The organism is Micrococcus sp. iso_239 (assembly GCF_056173395.1).
In genome coordinates this window covers 882909-903824 of the sequence record NZ_CM149672.1, presented here as the reverse complement: position 1 = coordinate 903824, position 20916 = coordinate 882909, and the positions used below count along the sequence as shown (strand labels likewise).

Annotated in this window: 16 protein-coding genes and 3 tRNA genes; all 19 read right to left on the bottom strand. The window is 73.0% G+C overall.

From position 1 onward, the window contains the following. Positions 1 to 71: 71 nt before the first annotated feature. Positions 72 to 144: transfer RNA gene (locus tag AC0VX2_RS04215), tRNA-Glu, on the bottom strand. A 129-nt stretch (positions 145 to 273) separates the two neighbouring features. Continuing rightward, positions 274 to 346 (bottom strand) — tRNA-Glu (locus tag AC0VX2_RS04210). Between the two features lie 55 nt (positions 347 to 401). Beyond that, positions 402 to 473: transfer RNA gene (locus AC0VX2_RS04205), tRNA-Gln, on the bottom strand. A 119-nt stretch (positions 474 to 592) separates the two neighbouring features. Continuing rightward, positions 593 to 1378 (bottom strand): HAD family hydrolase, encoded by a 786-nt coding sequence (locus tag AC0VX2_RS04200; protein WP_095347305.1) that lies wholly within the window; start codon positions 1376 to 1378, stop codon positions 593 to 595. 8 nt (positions 1379 to 1386) lie between these two features. Next, entirely contained in the window at positions 1387 to 2964 is a 1578-nt protein-coding gene (gene gltX / locus AC0VX2_RS04195; protein ID WP_144820200.1) for a glutamate--tRNA ligase, read from the bottom strand. Positions 2965 to 3014: 50 nt separating this feature from the next. Then, positions 3015 to 3809 (bottom strand): fumarylacetoacetate hydrolase family protein, encoded by a 795-nt coding sequence (locus AC0VX2_RS04190; RefSeq protein WP_095347307.1) that lies wholly within the window; start codon positions 3807 to 3809, stop codon positions 3015 to 3017. A gap of 196 nt (positions 3810 to 4005) precedes the next feature. Further along, positions 4006 to 4251, bottom strand: coding sequence for a YbdD/YjiX family protein (locus AC0VX2_RS04185; protein WP_080772545.1), 246 nt, complete (start codon positions 4249 to 4251; stop codon positions 4006 to 4008). Between the two features lies 1 nt (position 4252). Continuing rightward, on the bottom strand, positions 4253 to 6514 hold the full coding sequence (locus AC0VX2_RS04180; RefSeq protein WP_095347308.1) for a carbon starvation CstA family protein: 2262 nt from the start codon (positions 6512 to 6514) through the stop codon (positions 4253 to 4255). Between the two features lie 25 nt (positions 6515 to 6539). Continuing rightward, positions 6540 to 7631 (bottom strand): branched-chain amino acid aminotransferase, encoded by a 1092-nt coding sequence (locus tag AC0VX2_RS04175; RefSeq protein ID WP_170747937.1) that lies wholly within the window; start codon positions 7629 to 7631, stop codon positions 6540 to 6542. 145 nt (positions 7632 to 7776) lie between these two features. Next, complete coding sequence (locus AC0VX2_RS04170; protein WP_221846353.1) at positions 7777 to 8853, bottom strand: 3-isopropylmalate dehydrogenase; 1077 nt, start codon at positions 8851 to 8853, stop codon at positions 7777 to 7779. A gap of 71 nt (positions 8854 to 8924) precedes the next feature. Further along, positions 8925 to 10550, bottom strand: a complete 1626-nt coding sequence (metG, locus tag AC0VX2_RS04165) for a methionine--tRNA ligase (protein WP_036382100.1) — start codon at positions 10548 to 10550, stop codon at positions 8925 to 8927. After that, positions 10543 to 11319 carry a hypothetical protein gene (locus AC0VX2_RS04160; RefSeq protein WP_101965549.1) on the bottom strand — a complete coding sequence of 259 codons (777 nt, stop codon included), beginning with the start codon at positions 11317 to 11319 and terminating at the stop codon, positions 10543 to 10545. Before AC0VX2_RS04160 ends, metG begins: the two co-directional genes overlap by 8 nt. 172 nt (positions 11320 to 11491) lie before the next feature. Then, the gene (serA, locus tag AC0VX2_RS04155) at positions 11492 to 13087 is read right to left on the bottom strand and encodes a phosphoglycerate dehydrogenase (RefSeq protein ID WP_069941570.1); all 1596 of its coding nucleotides are present in this window, start codon (positions 13085 to 13087) and stop codon (positions 11492 to 11494) included. 149 nt (positions 13088 to 13236) lie between these two features. After that, a complete protein-coding gene (ilvC, locus tag AC0VX2_RS04150; RefSeq protein WP_069941569.1) occupies positions 13237 to 14268 on the bottom strand; it encodes a ketol-acid reductoisomerase in 1032 nt (343 codons plus the stop codon). 36 nt (positions 14269 to 14304) lie between these two features. Further along, positions 14305 to 14814: an acetolactate synthase small subunit gene (ilvN, locus tag AC0VX2_RS04145; RefSeq protein ID WP_002854209.1), complete on the bottom strand. Its 510-nt coding sequence runs from the start codon at positions 14812 to 14814 to the stop codon at positions 14305 to 14307. 12 nt (positions 14815 to 14826) lie between these two features. After that, a complete protein-coding gene (locus tag AC0VX2_RS04140) occupies positions 14827 to 16728 on the bottom strand; it encodes an acetolactate synthase large subunit (protein WP_070709030.1) in 1902 nt (633 codons plus the stop codon). 290 nt (positions 16729 to 17018) lie between these two features. Then, a complete protein-coding gene (locus AC0VX2_RS04135; protein ID WP_102708337.1) occupies positions 17019 to 18239 on the bottom strand; it encodes an N-acetylglucosamine-6-phosphate deacetylase in 1221 nt (406 codons plus the stop codon). Between the two features lie 43 nt (positions 18240 to 18282). Then, positions 18283 to 19068, bottom strand: coding sequence for a glucosamine-6-phosphate deaminase (gene nagB, locus AC0VX2_RS04130; RefSeq protein ID WP_098093123.1), 786 nt, complete (start codon positions 19066 to 19068; stop codon positions 18283 to 18285). Between the two features lie 103 nt (positions 19069 to 19171). Beyond that, a complete protein-coding gene (ilvD, locus tag AC0VX2_RS04125) occupies positions 19172 to 20899 on the bottom strand; it encodes a dihydroxy-acid dehydratase (RefSeq protein ID WP_049145205.1) in 1728 nt (575 codons plus the stop codon). Between the last annotated feature and the right edge of the window lie 17 nt (positions 20900 to 20916).

Below are 20916 nucleotides of genomic sequence, written 5' to 3'. Positions count from 1 at the left end.
CATCCCGCCGGCCCGGCGGACGGAGACGACGGAAGCCCGGTCCGCAGGGACCGGGCTTCCTGTCACTCGGGTGACCCCAGCGGGATTTGAACCCGCGTTACCGCCGTGAGAGGGCGGCGTACTAGGCCGCTATACGATGGGGCCGAGCGCGCTGTCCGCGTGTGCGGAAGCGATGCCGTGGAGACCTTCTTCTGCGCCTGTGTCTCCTGTTCAGGCGACGGATGCGTTCATCCGCCCGTGCCGTTCCGGTCCGAGGACCGGGCGGCGACTGCGTGACCCCAGCGGGATTTGAACCCGCGTTACCGCCGTGAGAGGGCGGCGTACTAGGCCGCTATACGATGGGGCCGTGCGCCACGTCCGAGCGTCTCCGCCCGTGCGCGTTCACTGAGTCCGAAGACTCGCTGGGGTACCAGGACTCGAACCTAGAATGACGGTACCAGAAACCGTTGTGTTGCCAATTACACCATACCCCACTGTCGGTCAAGCACGCCTGGCCGATGTGCATCATATTCATGAGCCCGGTGTTCCCGGATCTCTCCGGCAACGAGAAAGAACTCTACACCCTCCGGGCGGCGCGTGCAAAATCGGCGGGTCAGGCCGCCAGCCAGGTCCGCAGCCCGCCGATCGCCCGCATCCGCCAGCACGCGTGCTCCTCGTCCCAGAGCGGCTCCGCCACCCCGCCGTGGGCGGGGGCGTCGGGGCTCATCCACACCGGAACGAGCCCCGCCGACCGGGCCCCCTCGACGTCGTGACGCAGACTGTCCCCCACCATGAGGGTGCGTCCCGGGTCCGTGCCCAGGCGGGAGCAGCCGGCCAGGAAGGGGGCCGGGTCCGGCTTCGGGGCCCCGGCCGTGTCCGAGCCGATCAGCACCTCGACCCACTCCAGGCCGAGGGCGTCGGCCTTGCCGCGCTGGTAGGTCTCCACGTTGTTCGTGACGATCCCCACGCCACGGCCTGTTCCCCGCACCTCGGCGAGCACGTCGGCGGTCGCGGGGAACAGCGCCCAGTGCCCGCGCACGACCTCTTCGTAGTCGGTGGTCCACAGGCCGTCGAGCGGAGTCGCCGCATCCTCGGGCACGCCGAGCGTGCGCAGGGCGTCGGCCACGCGGGCCAGCCGCTGCTCCTCGAACGTCAGCTCCCCGGACACGTAGCGCCCGTAGTGGCCGCCGGTGTCGGACGCGAAGGCCTCGGTGGCCTCGGCCAGCACCGCCGGGTCGACGTCGGCGGCCCCGGCCCACTGCCGGCGCACCGTCGCGTCGAACGCGGCGTGCTGGGCGGAGCGCAGATCCAGCAGCGTGTCGTCCAGGTCGAAGAGGACGGCGTCCCAGGCCGGCGGCGCGGGCGCGCCCGCGGACCCGCCGGCCGGCGTCGTGCTCACGCCCCGGCTCATGCGTCGGTGGGCTGGTCCTGGTCCAGGCCCTGCTCCGCGGCGAAGCGGTCCAGGCGCGCGAGCGCGGAGTCCCGGCCCAGGATCTCGAGCGACTCGAAGAGCGGCGGGGACACCTTGCGGCCGGTCACCGCGACGCGCACCGGGCCGAACGCCTGGCGCGGCTTGAGGCCCAGGCCGTCGATGAGGGCCGCCCGCAGCGCCGCCTCGATGCGCTCGGTGGTGAACTCGTCTTCGGGCAGGGCGGCGAGCGCCTCCCGGGCCGCGGCGACGGCGGCCCCCAGGTCCGCCGGCATGCCCTTGAGGGCGCCCTCGGCCGTCCGGACGTCCCGGTCCGCCGTGAAGAGGAAGGCGAGCATCTCGACGGCCTCGCCGAGCAGCTGCACGCGCTCCTGCACGAGCGGGGCCGCGGCGGTGAGGATCTGCATCTCCCGATCCGTGAGGTGCTCGCCCACGAGGCCGGCCGCGTGCAGGTAGGGCACGAGACGGTCGCGGAAGTCGGCCACGTCGAGCATGCGCACGTGCGTGCCGTTGATCGCGATCGCCTTCTTCTCGTCGAAGCGGGCGGGGTTGGCCAGCACCTTGTGCACGTCGAAGTGCTCCACGAACTGCTGCGGGGTGAAGATGTCCTCGTCCGCGGAGAGGGACCAGCCCAGCAGGCCGAGGTAGTTCAGCAGGCCCTCTGGGATGAAGCCGTTGTCCCGGTGCAGGAACAGGTTGGCCTGCGGGTCGCGCTTGGAGAGCTTCTTGTTGCCCTCGCCCATCACGTAGGGCAGGTGGCCGAACACCGGCATGTACCGGGCGACGCCGATCGCGTGCAGGGCGCGGTAGAGGGCGATCTGGCGCGGAGTGGAGGAGAGCAGGTCCTCGCCGCGCAGCACGTGGGTGATGCCCATGAGCGCGTCGTCCACCGGGTTCACGAGGGTGTACAGCGGCGAGCCGTCCGCGCGCACCACCACGAAGTCCGGCACGGAGCCGGCCTTGAAGGTGATCTCCCCGCGCACCAGGTCGGTGAAGGTGATGTCCTCGTCCGGCATGCGCAGCCGCCAGACCGGCGCGCGGCCCTCGGCCTCGAAGGCGGCGATCTGCTCGTCCGTGAGGTCGCGGTCGTGCCCGTCGTAGCCGAGCTTGGGGTCGCGGCCGGCGGCCCGGTGACGGGCCTCGGTCTCCTCGGGGCTCGAGTAGGACGGGTAGATGTATCCGCCGGCCTTGAGCTTCTCGATCACGTCCGCGTAGATCTGCCCGCGCTGGGACTGACGGTACGGCTCGTGCGGGCCGCCGACCTCGACGCCCTCGTCCCAGTCGATCCCGAGCCAGCGCATCGCCTCGAGCAGCTGCTGGTAGGACTCCTCCGAGTCGCGCTTGGCGTCCGTGTCCTCGATGCGGAACACGAGGGTGCCGCCGGTGTGCCGCGCCCAGCCCCAGTTGAACAGGACGGTGCGGATCAGCCCCACGTGGGGGGTGCCGGTGGGCGAGGGGGCGAAGCGCACGCGCACGGGGGTCTCGGCGTCCACCTGGGGGACGTCGGCGAAGGGGGCGGGGGCGTTCTCGGACACGGGAGCGGTGGCGTCAGTCATGATGTCCCGAGTCTACGCGGGGGCCCGGACGCCGTCGTCGGGCGCCCGCGTCAGCGGCGGAAGACGGTGGCGAGGACGCCGATGCCCTCGACCTCGGCCTCGACGCGCTGGCCCTCCTGGACCGTCCCGACCCCGCCCGGGGTTCCGGTCAGGATCACGTCGCCGGGCAGGAGGGTGAACATCTCCGAGGCCGCGGCCACGAGCTCGCGGACGCCGAAGACCATGTCCGTGGTCGTGCCGTCCTGGCGGGTCTCACCGTCGAGGCGGGACGTGATGCGCAGGCCGCCGGTCGGCTCCACGTCCAGCTCGGTCTCGATCCACGGACCCAGCGGGCAGGCGCCGTCGAAGCCCTTGGCGCGGGCCCACTGCAGGTCGGTGCGCTGGGCGTCGCGGGCGGTGAGGTCGTTGCCCACGGTGTAGCCGAACACGACGTCGTCCACGCGGCTCACCGGCACGTCCTTGCAGATGGTGCCGATCACGACGGCGAGCTCGGCCTCGTAGGAGACCTCCTCCGACCAGCTGGGCAGGGTGACCGGCTCGTTCGGACCCACCACGGAGGTGTTCGGCTTGAGGAAGAACTGCGGGGACGTGGGCACCTCGTTGCCGAGCTCCTTGGCGTGGTCCGCCCAGTTGCGGCCCACGCCCACGATCTTGGAGCGCGGGATGATCGGCGCGACCAGCCGCACGTCCTCGAGGCGGTGGGTCGTGCCGGTCGGCTGGATCCCATGGAAGAACGGGTCCCCCTGCAGGGCGGTGATGCTCAGCTCGGCGGGGTCGGCGTCGGCCGGGCCCTCCACGATGCCGTAGGTCGGTTCGGCCTGGTCCACGAAACGGGCGATGCGCATGGCCGCCAGCCTAGTGGGTGAGCAGCGGGCGCCGTCGCTGGACACCCCACCCGATGCCGACCCCGCTGACGCCGCGAGCCAGACGATTCGGCCGCGGCGGACGGCCCGGGGCGACCGATTCGTCTGGCTCGCGGGCGGATTCGTCTGGCTCAGCGGGGTGCGGCGCGGGGTGCCGGGCGGAGCGGGTCGAGACCGCTCAGCAGCAGCGGCTGCCGGGGTTCGCCTGCTGGCGGGCGTATTCGGCCCGCCAGAATTCCCGCTCGGTCATCGGTGCCCGCCCCGGGTGGTGGGCCCGGTGATGGGCCACGTAGGCGTCGTACTTCCCCTCACCGGAGAGCTGGCGGACCCACCAGCGCGCCCGGGCCCACACCCCGGGCCGTGACGGGCCGGCCGAGCCCTCCGCGGTGGAGGGCCCGGCCGGCGTCGCGCGCGGATCGGCCACGTCAGTGACCCCGCACCGGCTGCCGGTCCGCCGGCAGGGCGTCCCACTGCCGCTGCAGCTCCTTCTCCTCGGCCGTGGCGAACAGCCCGGCCGGGGCGAAGCGCTGCGAGGGCACGTACGGGTCCTGGTGGTCGATGACCTCGGTGCCGCGGAAGGCGCGCACCGTGGCGAGCACCGACGTCGTGATGACGATCAGCGCCAACACCAGGAAGACGACGGAGAGCGTGCCCTGGATGAAGGTGTTGCGGACCACGGCCTCCATGGCCGGCACGGACTTCGCGGCGCCGAAGCTCGTCTTCCCCGCCGCCAGCGCGTCCTGGAACGCGCGATGCTGCGCCCAGTAGCCCACCGCCGGGATGGAGGAGAAGATCTTCTGGAACGACGCCACGGTGGTGACCACGGTGATGAACGCCAGCGGCAGCGCCACGATCCACAGGCCCCGGAAGTCCCGGCGGCGCGCGACGATCGTCAGGACGACGGCGAGCGCGATCGCCGCGAGCAGCTGGTTGGCGATGCCGAACAGCGGGAACAGCGTGTTGATGCCGCCCAGCGGATCGGTGACGCCCATGATCAGCACGGCGCCCCAGGCGGCCACCATGATGGCCGTGCAGACCCACGCGCCCACGCGCCACGAGGTGTCCTTGAAGCGCGGGACCACGTTGCCCAGGGAGTCCTGCAGCATGAACCGGGCCACGCGGGTGCCGGCGTCCACGGCGGTGAGGATGAACAGCGCCTCGAACATGATGGCGAAGTGGTACCAGAAGCCCATGAGGGCCTCGCCGCCGATCAGCTGGCCCATGATGATCGAGAGCCCGACGGCGAGCGTCGGGGCGCCACCCGTGCGGGAGACGACCGTGTCCTCGCCCACGAGGTTCGCCAGCGCGGTGAGCTGCTCGGGCGTGACGTCCACGCCGGCCAGGCCCAGGCTCATCACCCAGGCGGCCGCCGTCTCGGGGGTGCCGCCGGTGAGCGCGGCGGGGGCGTTCATGGCGAAGTAGATGCCGCGGTCGATGGACACGGCCGCCACGAGCGCCATGACCGCCACGAAGGCCTCCATGAGCATGCCGCCGTAGCCGATGAAGCGGGTCTGGCGCTCCTTCTCCACCATCTTCGGGGTGGTGCCCGAGGCGATCAGCGCGTGGAAGCCGGACAGGGCGCCGCACGCGATGGTCACGAACAGGAACGGGAACAGGGAGCCCGGCCACACCGGACCGGTCTGGCCCGAGGCGAACTCGGAGATCGCCGGGGCGGTGATCTGCGGCTGCACGATCACGATGGCCACGGCGAGGCCGGCGATCACGCCGATCTTCATGAAGGTGGAGAGGTAGTCGCGGGGGGCGAGCAGCAGCCACACGGGCAGCACGGCGGCCACGAAGCCGTAGATGATGATGCCCCACGCGATGGTCACGCGGTCCAGGGTGAACAGGGCCACGCCCCAGTCGGTCTCGGCGACCCAGCCGCCGCCGATGATGGCGGCCATGAGCAGCACGAAGCCGATGATCGAGACCTCGGTGATCCGGCCCGGGCGCAGGTAGCGCAGGTACAGGCCCATGAAGATCGCGATCGGGATGGTCAGGGCCACGGAGAACACGCCCCACGGGGACTCGCCGAGGGCGTTGACCACCACGAGCGCGAGGATCGCGGTGATGATCACCATGATCAGCAGGGTGGCCACGATCGCGGCGGTGCCGCCGATGCGGCCGAGCTCGTCGCGGGCCATCTGGCCGAGCGAGCGGCCGCCGCGGCGCATGGAGAAGAACAGGACCAGGTAGTCCTGGACGGCGCCGGCGAGGATCACGCCGACGATGATCCAGATGGTGCCGGGCAGGTAGCCCATCTGCGCGGCGAGCACGGGGCCCACGAGCGGGCCGGCGCCGGCGATGGCGGCGAAGTGGTGGCCGTAGAGGACGCGGCGGTCGGTGGCCACGTAGTCGCGGCCGTCCGCCCGGTACTCGGCGGGGGTGGCGCGGGTGTCGTCCGGGCGGACGATCATGCGCTCCACGTACTTCGAGTAGAAGCGGTAGCCGATCGCGAAGGTGGCGACGGCGGCGAACACGAACCAGATCGCGTTGATGGACTCGCCGCGATGCAGGGCGAGCATGGTCCAGGCGACGCCGCCGACGAGGGCGACGACCACCCAGACGGCGATCTTCACGGGCGTCCAGCGGGGCCGGCCGGCGGCCTCGGTGGGCGGGAGGTCTTCCGGCGTCGTGGCCGGGCGTGGGGCGCCTTCGGCGGGCGCGGAGGAGCGGTGCGAGCTCACGGGGGTCTCCGTTCGTGGGGTGGGGTCAGACGAGGCGGTGCAGCCAGCCGTGGCGGTCCTCGACGCGCCCGGTCTGGATGCCCTCGAGCTCGGCGCGGATCTTCAGGGCCACGTCGGTCCCGCCGGCGGACTCGATCACGTCGTCGCCGTCGAGCAGGCGCCCGATCGGGGTGACGACGGCGGCGGTGCCGCACGCGAACACCTCGCGGATGGCGCCGGAGCGCACGCCCTCGGCCCACTCGGCCAGGGTGATGCGGCGCTCCTCCACGGTCAGGCCCATGTCCCGGCCCAGCTGCAGGATCGAGGAGCGGGTGACGCCCTCGAGGATCGTGCCGGTGAGCTCCGGGGTGACGAGGCGGCCGTCGTCGAACACGAAGAAGACGTTCATGCCGCCGAGCTCCTCGATGGAGTCGTCGTGGTACTGGTCCAGGAACACGACCTGGTCGGCGCCCTTGGAGGCGGCCTCGAGCTGCGGCAGCAGCGAGGCGGCGTAGTTGCCGCCGGTCTTCGCGGCGCCCATGCCGCCGCGGCCCGCGCGGGCGTACTCGCGGGAGACCCAGATGGTCACCGGCTTGAGCTCGCCGCCGAAGTAGTTGCCGGCCGGGGAGGCGATCACCATGTACCGCACCTCCTTGGCCGGGCGCACGCCCAGGAACGCCTCGGTGGCGAACATGAACGGGCGCAGGTACAGGGACTGCCCCTCGCCGGTGGGGACCCAGTCCCGGTCGGCCTCGAGCTGGGCCTTGAGGGAGCCGAGGAACATCTCCTCGGGCAGCTCGGGCAGCGCGAGGCGACGGGCGGAGCGGTTCAGGCGCGCGGCGTTGGCCTCGGGGCGGAACGTCCACACGGACCCGTCCTCGTGGCGGTAGGCCTTGAGGCCCTCGAAGATCTCCTGGCCGTAGTGCAGCACGGAGGCGGAGGGGTCCAGGGAGAGCGGGCCGTAGGGCTCCACGCGGGCGTCGTGCCAGGCGCCGCCGTCCTCGCTCCAGGTCCAGTCGATGGAGACCATGTGGTCCGTGAAGACGTTGCCGAAACCGGGGTCCTGGAGGATCTCGACGCGCTGCTGATCGGACATCGGGGACAGATGCGGTTGCCGCGTGAACACGGTCTCGGACACGGTGGGATCACTCCTCGTGACGGGTGACGGATGGGGACGGCTCCGGTGCCGGGCACGACGCGCGGGGGCCACGGCGCCGGGCGTGGCACACGCCACAGGCCGTCGCCCCATCCTAGACCCGGCGTCGACGCTCCGGGCCCGCGCGTCAGACCCGCGCGACGACGTCGGCGCCCACCTCGGCGGTGGTGCCCCGCGCGCCCTCCACCCGGTCCTTCAGGTGCGCCCACACGGCGGTGCGCACGCGCGCCGCCGCACCGGCCTCGCCCACGTGCTCGAGCAGCAGGGCGGCGGAGAGGATGGCGGCCACGGGGTCGGCGACCCCCTGGCCCGCGATGTCCGGAGCGGAGCCGTGGACCGGCTCGAACATCGACGGCGCCGTGCCCTCGACGTTGATGTTGCCGGAGGCGGCGAGCCCGATGCCGCCGGTCACGGCCGCGGCGAGGTCCGTGATGATGTCCCCGAACAGGTTGTCCGTCACGATCACGTCGAAGCGGGCCGGGTCCGTCGCCAGGAAGATCGTGGCGGCGTCGACGTGCATGTAGTCCCAGGTGACCGCGGGGAAGTCGGCCGCCACGGACTCCACGGTGCGGCGCCACAGGTGGCCGGCGTGGACCAGGACGTTGTGCTTGTGCACGAGCGTGAGGCGCTTGCGCTCGCCCGCGTCGGCGCGACGGAAGGCGTCCTCGACGACGCGGCGCACGCCGAACGCCGTGTTCACGGAGACCTCGGTGGCGATCTCGAGCGGGGTGTCCACGCGGATCGCGCCGCCGTTGCCCACGTACGGCCCCTCCGTGCCCTCGCGCACCACGGTGAAGTCGATCTCGCCGGGCGCGGCCAGGGGGCTGACGGCGCCGGGCAGCAGGGTGGCCGGGCGCAGGTTCACGCCGTGGTCCAGCGCGAAGCGCAGCTTGAGCAGCATGCCGCGCTCGATCAGCCCGGACGGGATGCGCTCGTCCCCGGGCGCGGCGCCGACGGCCCCGAACAGGATCGCGTCGTGGCGGCGCAGGGACTCGAGGACCTCGTCCGTGAGCGCCTCGCCGGTCTCGAGCCAGTGCTCCGCACCCAGCGGATACGGGGTGAGCCGGGCCTCCGGACGCCCCTCGGCACGCAACGCCGCCTGCAGGACGGCGGCGGCCTGGTCGGTGACCTCGGGGCCGATGCCGTCGCCGCCGATGACGGCGATGTCCAAGGGGTCTGCGGAGCTGCGTGTGGTCTCGGTCATGGCCCTCAGGCTACGCGGGGCACGCGTGAGGACCACATCGTGTGACACCCGGTCTCACCCTCCGGACGGGCTCAGTCCTCGGCGGGCTCCTCGTGGCGCGGGAAGACCGGCTGCGGGGCGGGCAGCGGCGTGCCGGGGACCAGGTCCTCGTGGAACGCGGCGAAGGACCGCGGGCCGGTGCCGGACGCGCCGGTGCGGCCGGCGTCGCCCTCGGCGGGGACGCCGAGCAGGTCCAGCAGCCGCGACGCCGAGTCGGGCATCACCGGCTGCGCGAGCAGGGCCACCCGGCGCACGGCCTGCAGCGTCACGTACAGCACCGTGCGCATGCGCGGCTCGTCCGTCTTGCGCAGCACCCACGGGGCCTGGTCCGCGAAGTAGGCGTTGACCTCGCCGAGCACGCGCCAGGTCTCCTCGAGCGCGTCGTGGAAGTCCTGCACCGCGTACGCGGACCGGGAGCGCTCCAGCAGGGCGTCGACCTGGGCCAGGACGGCGCGGTCCGCCTCGGTGAACTCGCCCGGCTCGGGCACGGCGGCGCCGCAGTTCTTGGCCACCATGGACAGCGAGCGCTGGGCGAGGTTGCCGAGGTTGTTGGCCAGGTCCGCGTTCTTGCGGCTCACCACGGCCTCGTGGCTGTAGGAGCCGTCCGCGCCGAACGGGAACTCGCGCAGCAGGAAGAAGCGGATGGCGTCCAGGCCGTACCGGGCCACCCATTCCCGCGGGTGCACCACGTTGCCCAGGGACTTGGACATCTTGGCCCCGTTGTTGTTCAGGAAGCCGTGGATCATGACGCGGCGCGGCAGCTCGAGGCCGGCCGACATGAGGAACGCGGGCCAGAAGATGCAGTGGAACCGGGAGATGTCCTTGCCGATCACGTGCAGGTCCGCGGGCCAGTAGCGCGCGAACGCCTCCGGGTCCTCCGCCGGCCAGCCCGCGCCGGTGAGGTAGTTCGTCAACGCGTCGACCCAGACGTAGGTGACGTGGTCGGCGCGCCGGTCGGCGTCGGCGGCGTCGGGGTCCGCGGGCGCCGGCAGGTCGATGCCCCACTGGAAGGAGGTCCGGGAGATGGACAGGTCCTCGAGCCCGGCCTCCACGAAGCGGATGACCTCGTTGAAGCGGTACCGGGGGGCGGCGAAGTCCGGGTGCTCGCGGTAGTGGTCCAGCAGCGGCTGCTGGTACTTGGACAGGCGGAAGAAATAGGACTCCTCCTCCGTCCACGTCACCTCGGTGCCGGTCTCGACGGCGCGGCGCACCCCGTCCTGACCCACCTCGGTCTCGTCCTCGCCGAAGTAGCGTTCGTCCCGCACGGAGTACCAGCCGGCGTAGGAGCCGAGGTAGATGTCCCCGTTGGCCTCCATCCGCCGCCAGATCTCGCGGACGGCCTCGGCGTGGTCCGTGTCCGTGGTGCGGATGAAGCGGTCGTAGGAGATGTCCAGGACGTCGTCGTCCATCTCCTTGAAGACGGCGGCGTTGCGCGTGGCCAGCTCGAGGGCGCTCACGCCCTGCTGCTGCGCCGTCTGCTCCATCTTCTGGCCGTGCTCGTCCGTGCCGGTCAGGAAGCGCACGTCCCGCCCGTCGAGCCGCTGGAAGCGGGCCATCGCGTCCGAGGCGATGTACTCGTAGGCGTGGCCGATGTGCGGCTCGCCGTTCGGGTAGGAGATGGCCGTGGTCAGGTAGTACGGGGCGCGGGCGTCAGTCACAGTCGTCGAGTCTAGCGGCGGGCCCGGGGCCCGCGCCGAGGACGACGTCGTCCGCGCCGACGTCCGGGACGCCGTCGGCGGTCACCTGCAGATGGCCCGGCGCAGGCCGCAGGTGGAGGTGGGCCCACGGGGCCACCACGAGCACGGACGCCCCGATCATCTCGGTCAGCTCCTCCGCGTGCGTCGCCACGTGGTAGGCCAGGGTGCTGCGCCCGATCCCGAAGACGAGCGGCACCGCCTCGAGGACGATCGCGCCGAAGAAGAACACCGCGCCGCCCGCCACCGTCAGCGCTCGGGTCCGGCGGGGCAGGGCGACGGTGCACAGCGCGAGCAGCCCGAGGACGACGATCGCGGCCGGCGCGCCGAGGATCAGCCACTGGAACGCGGGCAGCGGGTTCTCCCCCGCGAACGGCAGGACCTCCCACAGCTGGCCGGCCTGCTCGTGGAGCTGCGTCGATTCGTCCAGGCTCATGGTCGCCAGCAGGGCCGCGGGGGTCAACCACGCGAGCAGGCTCCGCCGCCGGTCCGCCCCCAGCGCGCGACGCACGAGACCCACCGTGGTGAAGCCCGCGGCCCCCAGCAGGAGCAGGCCCGAGCTCCACCACGCCGTGAGGTTGGCCTCGTGGTTCACGTCGAAGACCTCGCGCCACCACGGCACCTGCCGCGGGCCCAGCCCGAACACGAAGGGGAGGGCGAACGACCAGGTGGCGAGCAGGACGCTGACGCCGATCAGCCCGCCCGCCGCGCGCCGGGCCCAGCGGCCCTGCACGCCCGGAGGCGTGGCGGGGCGGGCCGCTGCGGCGCGCGCGGTCGGGGCGGGCCGCTGCGGCGCGCGCGGTCGGGGCGGGTGCGGGGCGGGGCTCGGCTGGACGCGACATGGACACCATCTCAACACAGGGCGACGCGCGCCGGCCCCGCGGTGCCCGCCGGGCGTGGACGGGTCAGACGGAGAGGTCCACCTCGGCCGCACGGGCCGCGCCGATGGCCGCGGCCAGCGTGGCCGCGGTGTCCCCGGAGAGGGCCCCGTCCAGGGTCAGCACGGCCAGGGCGGCGCCCTCGTCGTCGCGCGAGACGTCCATGCCGGCGATGTTCACGCCCTGCACCCCGAGGGCCTGGCCCAGGACGCCGATCACGCCCGGGCGGTCCTGATAGGCGAACACGAGCAGGTGGTCGGCCAGCGGCACCTCGAGCTCGTGCCGGTCCACGCCCACGAGCTTCTGCACCTGGCGCGGGCCGGTGAGCGTGCCGGTGACGGCCGTCTGGGAGCCCTGCGCGGTCGCGGCGCGCACCGTGACGGTGTTGCGGTAGGACTCGGACACCGCGGTGGTGGTGAGGCGGCACTCGACGCCGCGCTGCTCGGCCAGCACGGGGGCGTTCACGTAGGAGACCTGGTCCGAGACGATGTCCGTGAACACGCCCTTCAGGGCGGCCAGGCGCATCGCGGAGACGTCGTGCTCGGCGATCTCACCGGCGATCTCCACCTCGACGGCCGTGATGGACTGCTCGCCCACCAGCGCGGTGAGCACGCGGCCCAGCTTCTCGGCCAGCGGCAGGCCGGGGCGCACGTCCTCGTGGATCGCGCCGCCGGCCACGTTCACGGCGTCCGGCACGAGCTCGCCGGAGAGGGCCAGGCGCACGGAGCCGGCGACGGCGACGCCCGCCTTCTCCTGGGCCTCGGCGGTCGAGGCGCCCAGGTGGGGGGTGACCACGGCGGAGTCGTGGGCGAAGAACGCCAGGTCGGTGGCCGGCTCGGAGCTGAAGACGTCGATGCCGGCGCCCCCGATGGTCCCGGTCTCGAGCGCGCGGGCGAGGGCGTCCTCGTCCACGAGGCCGCCGCGGGCCACGTTCACGATGATCGCGGTGTCCTTCATGCGGGCGAACTGCTCATCGCCGATCATGCCGACCGTCTCGGGGGTCTTGGGCATGTGGATCGTGACCACGTCGGCGCGCTCGAGCAGCTCGTCCAGCTCCACGAGGCTCGCGCCGAGCTGCTGCGCCCGGGCGGTGGTCACGTAGGGGTCGTAGGCGAGGATCTCCATGCCGAACGCCTTCATGCGCTCGGCCACGAGCGCGCCGATGCGGCCCAGGCCGATCACGCCCAGCCGCTTGCCGTACAGCTCGACGCCCGTGTACTTCGACCGCTTCCACTCCCCCGCCTTCAGCGAGCCGTTGGCGGCCGCGATGTTGCGGGCGGCGGCCAGGATGTGGCCGCAGGTGAGCTCGGCGGCGGAGATGATGTTCGACGTCGGCGCGTTGACGACCATGACGCCGGCCTCGGTGGCGGCGGGCACGTCCACGTTGTCCAGTCCGACGCCGGCGCGCGCGATGACCTTCAGCTGCGGCGCGGCGGCGATCGCCTCGGCGTCCATCTGGGTGGCCGAGCGGATCAGCACCGCGTCGACGTCGCGCAGGTCCTCGAGGAGGCGGGCGCGGTCGGCGCCGTCCGTGCGGCGGATCTCGAAGTCGGGGCCGAGGGCCTCGACGGTGGCGGGCGAGAGTTCCTCGGCGATCAGGACGACGGGCTGGGCTGCGCTCACGGGTGCTCCTGGAGGTGTGGTGCGGTGGGATGGAAGGCGGGCCGGCCCGCGCTCCGGTCCGAGCCTAGACGCGTGACCGGGCCGTGGCCGGAATGCGACGCCGGCCCCGGAGCGCGATGCCCGGGGCCGGCGTCGGGGGCTCGGGCGGCTCAGCGGGCCGCCGTGCCCTCGGTGTAGTCGTCGTCCGCGTCCTTGAGCCAGGAGAACATCTGGCGCAGCTCGCGGCCGGTCTTCTCGATCGGGTGGGCCTCGCCCCGGGCGCGCAGCTCCTTGAACTCGGGCGCACCGGCCTTCTGGTCGTCCATGAAGCGCTTCGCGAAGGCGCCGGACTGGATGTCGGCGAGGACCGCCTTCATGTTCTCCTTCACGTCGGGGGTGATGACGCGGGGGCCGGAGACGTAGTCGCCGTACTCCGCGGTGTCGGAGATGGACCAGCGCTGCTTGGCGATGCCGCCCTCGACCATGAGGTCGACGATGAGCTTCAGCTCGTGCAGCACCTCGAAGTAGGCGATCTCGGGCTGGTAGCCGGCCTCGGTGAGGGTCTCGAAGCCGTACTGCACGAGCTGGGAGGCGCCGCCGCAGAGCACGGCCTGCTCGCCGAACAGGTCGGTCTCGGTCTCCTCGGTGAAGGTCGTCTCGATGACGCCGGCGCGGGTGCCGCCCACGGCCTTGGCGTAGGACAGGGCGAGGGCGTGGGCCTGGCCGGAGGCGTCCTTCTCGACGGCGATCAGCGCGGGCACGCCGCGGCCGGCCTCGAACTCGCGGCGCACCACGTGGCCCGGTCCCTTGGGGGCGACCAGGGCGACGTCGACGCCCTCGGGGGCCTGGATGTAGCCGAAGCGCACGTTGAAGCCGTGCGCGAAGAACAGGGCGTCGCCCTCCTGCAGGTTGCCGGCGATGTGCTGGTCGTACACGTCGGCCTGGACCTGGTCCGGGGTGAGGATCATGATCAGGTCGGCCTCGGCGGCGGCGGTGGCGACGTCGACGACGCGCAGGCCCTCGGCCTCGGCCTTGGCGCGGGACCTGGAGCCCTCGGCGAGGCCGATGCGCACGTCCACGCCGGAGTCGCGCAGCGACAGGGCGTGGGCGTGGCCCTGGGAGCCGTAGCCGATGACGGCCACGGTGCGGCCCTGGATGATCGACAGGTCGGCGTCGTCGTCGTAGAACTTCTTCACGGTCATGCTGTTCTCCTCACGGGATGGGTGGATCGGGACGGGTCAGCGGGCCAGGGCGCGGTCGGTCATGGACCGCGGCCCCCGGGCGAGGGCGAGGGTGCCCGAGCGGACGAGCTCACGCACGCCGTAGGGCTCCATCATCTCGAGGAAGGCCTCGAGCTTGTCACGGGTGCCGGTGGCCTCGAGGGTCAGGGACTCCGGGGCCACGTCGACGACGTGGGCGCGGAACAGGTCGGCCGCCTGGACGACCTGACCGCGGGTGGCGGCATCGGCGCGCACCTTGACGAGCAGGTGGTCGCGCTGAACGGAGGAGTCGGGCGTGAGCTCGACGACCTTGATCACGTTGATCAGCTTGTTCAGCTGCTTGGTGACCTGCTCGAGCAGGTCCGTGTCGGCGTCGACGACCACGGTGATCCGGGACAGGCCCTCGACCTCCGTGACGCCCACGGCCAGCGAGTGGATGTTGAACGCGCGCCGGGCGAAGAGGCCGGCCACGCGGGTCAGGGTGCCGGGCACGTCCTCGACGAGCACGGACAGGGTGTGGCGTTCCATCGGTTGCCCTCCTCAGTCTTCCTGGTCCCAGTCGGGCGTCATGCCCCGGGCCACCTGGATCGCGTCGTTGCTGACCCCCGCGGGGACCATCGGCCAGACCATGGCGTCACGGGAGACCACGAAGTCCACGATCACGGGGCGGTCGTCGATGGCGAGGGCCTGCCGGATGGTGTCGTCCAGGTCCTCCCGGCGGTCGCAGCGCAGGCCCGCGGCGCCGTAGGCGTCGGCGAGCTTGACGAAGTCCGGCACCCGGGCGGTGTCGTGGCCCGTGTTCAGGTCCGTGTTCGAGTAGCGCCCGTCGTAGAAGAGGGTCTGCCACTGACGCACCATGCCCAGCGAGGAGTTGTTGATCACCGCGATCTTGATGGGGATGCGGTTGATCACGCACGTGGCGAGCTCCTGGTTGGTCATCTGGAAGCAGCCGTCGCCGTCGATGGCCCAGACCACGCGGTCGGGCTCGCCCACCTGCGCCCCCATCGCGGCGGGGACGGCGAAGCCCATCGTCCCGAGGCCGGCCGAGTTGAGCCACTGGCGCGGGCGCTCGTAGGCGACGAACTGGCTGGCCCACATCTGGTGCTGGCCGACGCCGGCCACGTAGGTGGCCTCGGTGCCGGACAGGGCCGACAGACGCGAGATCACCTCCTGGGGCGCGAGGAGGCCGTCCTCGGTCTCGGTCCAGCCCATCGGGTAGGTCTCCTGCAGGCGCCGCAGCACCGCCCACCAGTCGGCGAGGTCGGGCAGCGCCTCGGTGTCCGTCGCGAGCTCGGCCACCAGGTCCGGGATGATCTCCTTGACGTGGCCGACGATCGGCACGTCCGCGGTGCGGTTCTTGGAGATCTCGGCCGGGTCGATGTCCGCGTGGATCACGCGGGCGCCGGGGGCGAACGAGGGCAGGTGACCGGTCACGCGGTCGTCGAAGCGGGCGCCGAGCGTGATCAGCAGGTCGGCCTGCTGGAGCGCGGCCACGGCGGGGACGCCGCCGTGCATGCCCGGCATGCCCAGGTGCTGGGGGTGCGAGTCGGGGAAGACGCCGCGGGCGGTGAGGGTGGTGACCATCGGGGCGCCCGTGAGCTCGGCGAGGGCGCGCAGCTCCTCATGGGCCTCGCCGCGGGCCACGCCGCCGCCCACGTACAGCACGGGGCGCCGGGCCTCGCGGACCAGCCGGGCGGCCTCGCGGATCTGCCGGGGGTGGCCGCGCAGGACGGGGCGGTAGCCGGGCAGGTCGATCCGGGGCGGCCACGCGAACTCGAACTCGCCCTGCTGGGCGTCCTTGGTGACGTCCACGAGCACGGGCCCGGGCCGGCCCGTGGCGGCGATGTGGAACGCCTCGGCGAGGGCCTGGGGGACGTCCTCGGGCCGGGTCACGAGCCGGGAGTGCTTGGTGATGGGCATCGTGATGCCCACGATGTCCGCCTCCTGGAAGGCGTCCGTGCCGATCGCGGCGGAGGAGACCTGGCCGGTGATGAACACGACCGCCTGGGAGTCCATGTGGGCGTCCGCGATGGCGGTCACCAGGTTGGTGGCGCCGGGACCGGAGGTGGCGATGGCCACGCCGACCTTGCCGGTGGCCAGGTGGTAGCCCTGCGCCGCGTGACCGGCACCCTGCTCGTGGCGCACCAGGATGTGGCGGATCCGATCGGAGTCCATGAGCGGGTCGTAGGTCGGCAGGATGGCGCCGCCGGGCAGCCCGAACACGTCCGTGACCCCCAGCTCCTCCAGGGAGCGGATGATGCCCTCGGAACCGGTCATCCGGGTCGGCTCGACGCGGGAGCCCTCGCCGGGCACCCGCGGCTCGACGATCTCGGGCCGAGGGGCCGGACGGCGCTCCTGGACCCGGGCCGTCTCCGTCGGGCGGGAGGCCGGCGTCGGGACCTGCGGGACCGCCGCGCGGGCGTCGCGGGGGGTCGTGCTCATGGGGTCACCTCACTGCGTTCGTCGCTGCGTGTCCGTCGCGGGGGCGTCGGACGGTCGTCGTTCGGATCCGTCGGGCGTCGGGGACCGTGGCCGCGTCGATGACGGATCGGGCCGGCGTGGCGGAGTCTGAGGTGGGGACACGGGCCGCCGGGTCCTTCGGGGTGGTCTCAGTATCGACAGCCGTGCGCCCCGTCCGCCATCGACCACCCGCCTGTCTCGCAATGTGAGATAAAGCGTCACATCGTGAGACGACCGGGCGGTCGGGGTCGAATCCCGGGCCTGAGCCCACCCTAGTCAGCCGCCGCGGTGGCGGCCGCCTTCACCCACGTTCCGTGACGGAGCACCCCGCGCACCTCGAGCTCCGGGCCGAGGACGACGGCGTCCGCTCGGCTCCCGACTCGGAGCCGGCCGACGTCGGGAAGCCCCAGGGCATCCGCGGGCGCGGCCGTCGCCGCCCGCAGCGCGGCGTCGAGGTCGACCCCGGCGGCGACGGCGGAGCGCACCGAGCCGGCGACCGTGGCCGTGGACCCGGCGATGGCCCCGGCTGCGCCATCCGCGCCGACCACCCGCGCGACGCCGTCGTGGACCCGGACCCGCAGCGGCCCGAGGGGGAACTCGCCGTCGCCGCAGCCGGCGGCGGCCATCGCGTCCGAGACGAGGATCCACCGCTCCCCGGCCTCCCGGGCGACCCGCCGCACCGTGGCCGGATGCAGGTGGACGCCGTCCACGATGGTCTCGATCCCCACGCGGGGGTCCTCCAGCAGGGCGACGGCGGGCCCGGGCTCGCGGTGGTGGGCGGGCCGGCACGCGTTGTGCAGGTGGGTGGCCATCCGCGCGCCCGCCTCGATCGCCGCGCGCGTGACCTCGTAGGACGCGTCGGTGTGGCCGATCGCGACGAGGACGCCCGCCTCCGCCAGCCGGCCCACCGCGTCGAGGGCGCCCGGCAGCTCGGGGGCCAGCGTCACCATCGCGAGGCTGCCCGCGCCGGCCTCGACGAGGCGCGCGACGTCGTCGGGGGCCGGGGCGCGCAGGGACGCGGCCCGGTGCGCGCCGCAGTGCAGGGGCGAGAGCCAGGGACCCTCGAGGTGCACGCCGGCCAGCACCCCCTCTGCGCGCAGGGGCGTCAGGGCCGTCAGCTGCGCCGCGAGCGCGTCGACCTCGTCCGTGACGAGGGAGGCCACGACCGTGGTCGTGCCCGCGCGGGCGTGGGCCGCGGCCGCCGCGCGTGCCGCGGCCGCGCCGGACTCGACGGCGTGTCCGCCGCCGCCGTGGCAGTGCACGTCCACGCAGCCGGGAGCGAGGAGGGCGTCGCCGAGGTCATGGACGGGGCCGTGGGTGCGCGGCGGGTCCCCGGTCCCGACGGCCACCACCCGGCCCTCGGCCAGGGCGATCCAGCCGGGGCCGCCGAGGCGCTCGCCGTCATGGACGCGGTCCGCGCGCAGCACCGACGGGGACGCGGCGGCCTGCGGCGCCTGCTCGGCGCGCGGCCGGTGAGGGACCGAGGCGGACACGGATGCACCTTCCGGGGTGGGCGGGTCGATGGACGAGGGGCGCTCAGAATCCCTGCCAGGACGGCTTGGCCTCCCACATGTGGCGGTACTCCCCCGCGAGCTCGAGTCGCCCGGCGGCGGCCTCGTCCACGAGGACGGTCACATGCGGGTGCAGCTGCAGGGCCGTGACCGGCCAGCGCGCGCTCACGGGGCCCTCCACGAGCTGCCGCACCGCCTCGGCCTTGCCCTCGCCCCGGGCCAGCAGGACCAGGTGTCGGGCGTCGAGGATCGTGCCCACGCCCTGGGTGAGGCAGTGGGTCGGGACCTGGTCGAGGTCGCCGTCGAAGAAGCGGGCGTTGTCCCGCCGGGTCTGCTCGGCGAGCACCTTGATGCGCGTGCGGGAGGCGAGGGAGGAGCCGGGCTCGTTGAACGCGATGTGCCCGTCCGTGCCCACGCCGAGCAGCTGCACGTCCACGCCGCCGGCCTCGCGCAGCGCCTCCTCGTAGGCGGCGCAGGCGCCCGGGACGTCCGCCGCCCCGCCGTCCGGACCGTGCACGGCCTCCGGGGCGATGTCCGTGCGCGCGACGAACTCCCGCTCGATCACGGTGCGGTAGGACTCGGGGTGTCCCGCGGGCAGGCCGACGTACTCGTCCAGCAGGAACGCGCGGCAGGAGCGCAGGGACAGCTCCCCGTCCCGGACCCGGCGGGCGAGCTCGTCGTAGACGGGCAGGGGCGAGGAGCCGGTGGCCAGCCCCAGGACGGCCTCGGGACGGGCCGCCACGTGGGCGGCCACCGCGTCCGCGCCGTGCCGGCCCAGGGCGGCGGCGTCGGGCAGGATGACGACCTCCATCAGCGCGCCTCCCGCCCGGGACGAGGCGCGGGTCCCCCGACCCGGGCGTCGGTCTCGTGCATGCTCATCCTCTGCTCGTCTCGGCGTGCGGGCCGACCGGGCCTCAGCCCAGGTAGGCGCCCTCGGCGGCGGAGTGCACCAGCTTGGCGTACTTGCCCAGCACGCCCGTGGTGAACTTCGGCTCCACCGGCTCCCAGGACTCGCGGCGGGCGGCGAGCTCGGCCTCGTCCACGAGCAGGTCCATGGTGCGTCCGGCGATGTCCACGCGGATGCGGTCGCCGTCCTGCACCAGGCCGATCGGCCCTCCCTCGGCGGCCTCGGGAGCGATGTGGCCGATGCACAGGCCGGTGGTGCCGCCGGAGAAGCGCCCGTCGGTGATCAGCAGGACGTCCTTGCCCAGGCCCGCGCCCTTGATGGCGCCGGTGATCGCGAGCATCTCGCGCATGCCCGGGCCGCCCTTCGGGCCCTCATAGCGGATGACCACGACGTCGCCGGCGGCGATGGTCCCGTCCTCGAGGGCGTCCATGGCGGCGCGCTCCCGGTCGAAGACGCGCGCGGTGCCCTCGAAGACGTCCGCATCGAAGCCGGCGGACTTCACGACGGCGCCCTCCGGGGCCAGCGAGCCGTGGAGGATCGCGATGCCGCCGTTGGGGTGCATCGCGTCGTCCATGGTGCGGATGACCTTGCCGTCCACCGGGTCCGGATCGAGCGCGGCCAGGTTCTCGGCGAGCGTCTTGCCGGTGACGGTGAGGGTGTCCCCGTGCAGCAGGCCCTCGTCCAGCAGGGCCTTCATGACCACCGGGACGCCGCCGATGCGGTCCACGTCCGTCATGACGTACTGGCCGAACGGCTTGAGGTCGGCGATGTGCGGAGTGCGGTCGGCGATGCGGTTGAAGTCGGACAGCTGCAGGTCCACGCCCGCCTCCCGGGCGATGGCGAGCAGGTGCAGCACGGCGTTGGTGGAGCCGCCGAACGCCATGGTCACGGCGATCGCGTTCTCGAACGCGGGCTTGGTCATGATGTCCCGGGCCGTGATGCCCTGGCGGAGCATGTTCACCACGGCCTCGCCGGAGCGGCGCGCGAAGGCGTCGCGGCGGCGGTCCGCGGAGGGGGCGGCGGCGGAACCGGGCAGGGACATGCCGAGGGCCTCACCGATGGAGGCCATGGTGTTGGCGGTGTACATGCCGCCGCAGGCGCCCTCGCCCGGGGCGATGGACTTCTCGATGCGGAGCAGGTCCTCCTCGGACATGAGACCGCGGGCGCAGGCGCCGACCGCCTCGAAGGCGTCGATGATGGTCACCTGCCTCTCGGTGCCGTCGGTCAGGCGGGCCACGCCCGGCATGATCGAGCCGGCGTAGACGAACACGGAGGCCAGGTCCAGGCGGGCGGCGGCCATGAGCATGCCCGGGAGCGACTTGTCGCAGCCGGCGAGCAGGACGGAGCCGTCCAGGCGCTCGGCCATCATCACGGTCTCCACCGAGTCGGCGATCACCTCGCGGGAGACGAGGGAGAAGTGCATGCCCTCGTGGCCCATGGAGATGCCGTCCGAGACGGAGACCGTGCCGAACTCCAGCGGATATCCGCCGGCGGCGTGGACGCCGTCCTTCGAGGCCTGGGCGAGGCGGTCCAGGGAGAGGTTGCAGGGGGTGATCTCGTTCCAGGACGAGGCGATGCCGATCTGCGGCTTGCCGAAGTCCTCGTCCCCCATGCCGACCGCGCGGAGCATGCCGCGGGCGGCGGTGCGCTCCATCCCGTCGGTGACGTCGCGCGAGCGCGGCTTGATGTCGGGAGCGGCGGACGGGGTGCTGGGAGTCGACGCGGCGGAGTCCATGCCGCGGAGTCTAGTGA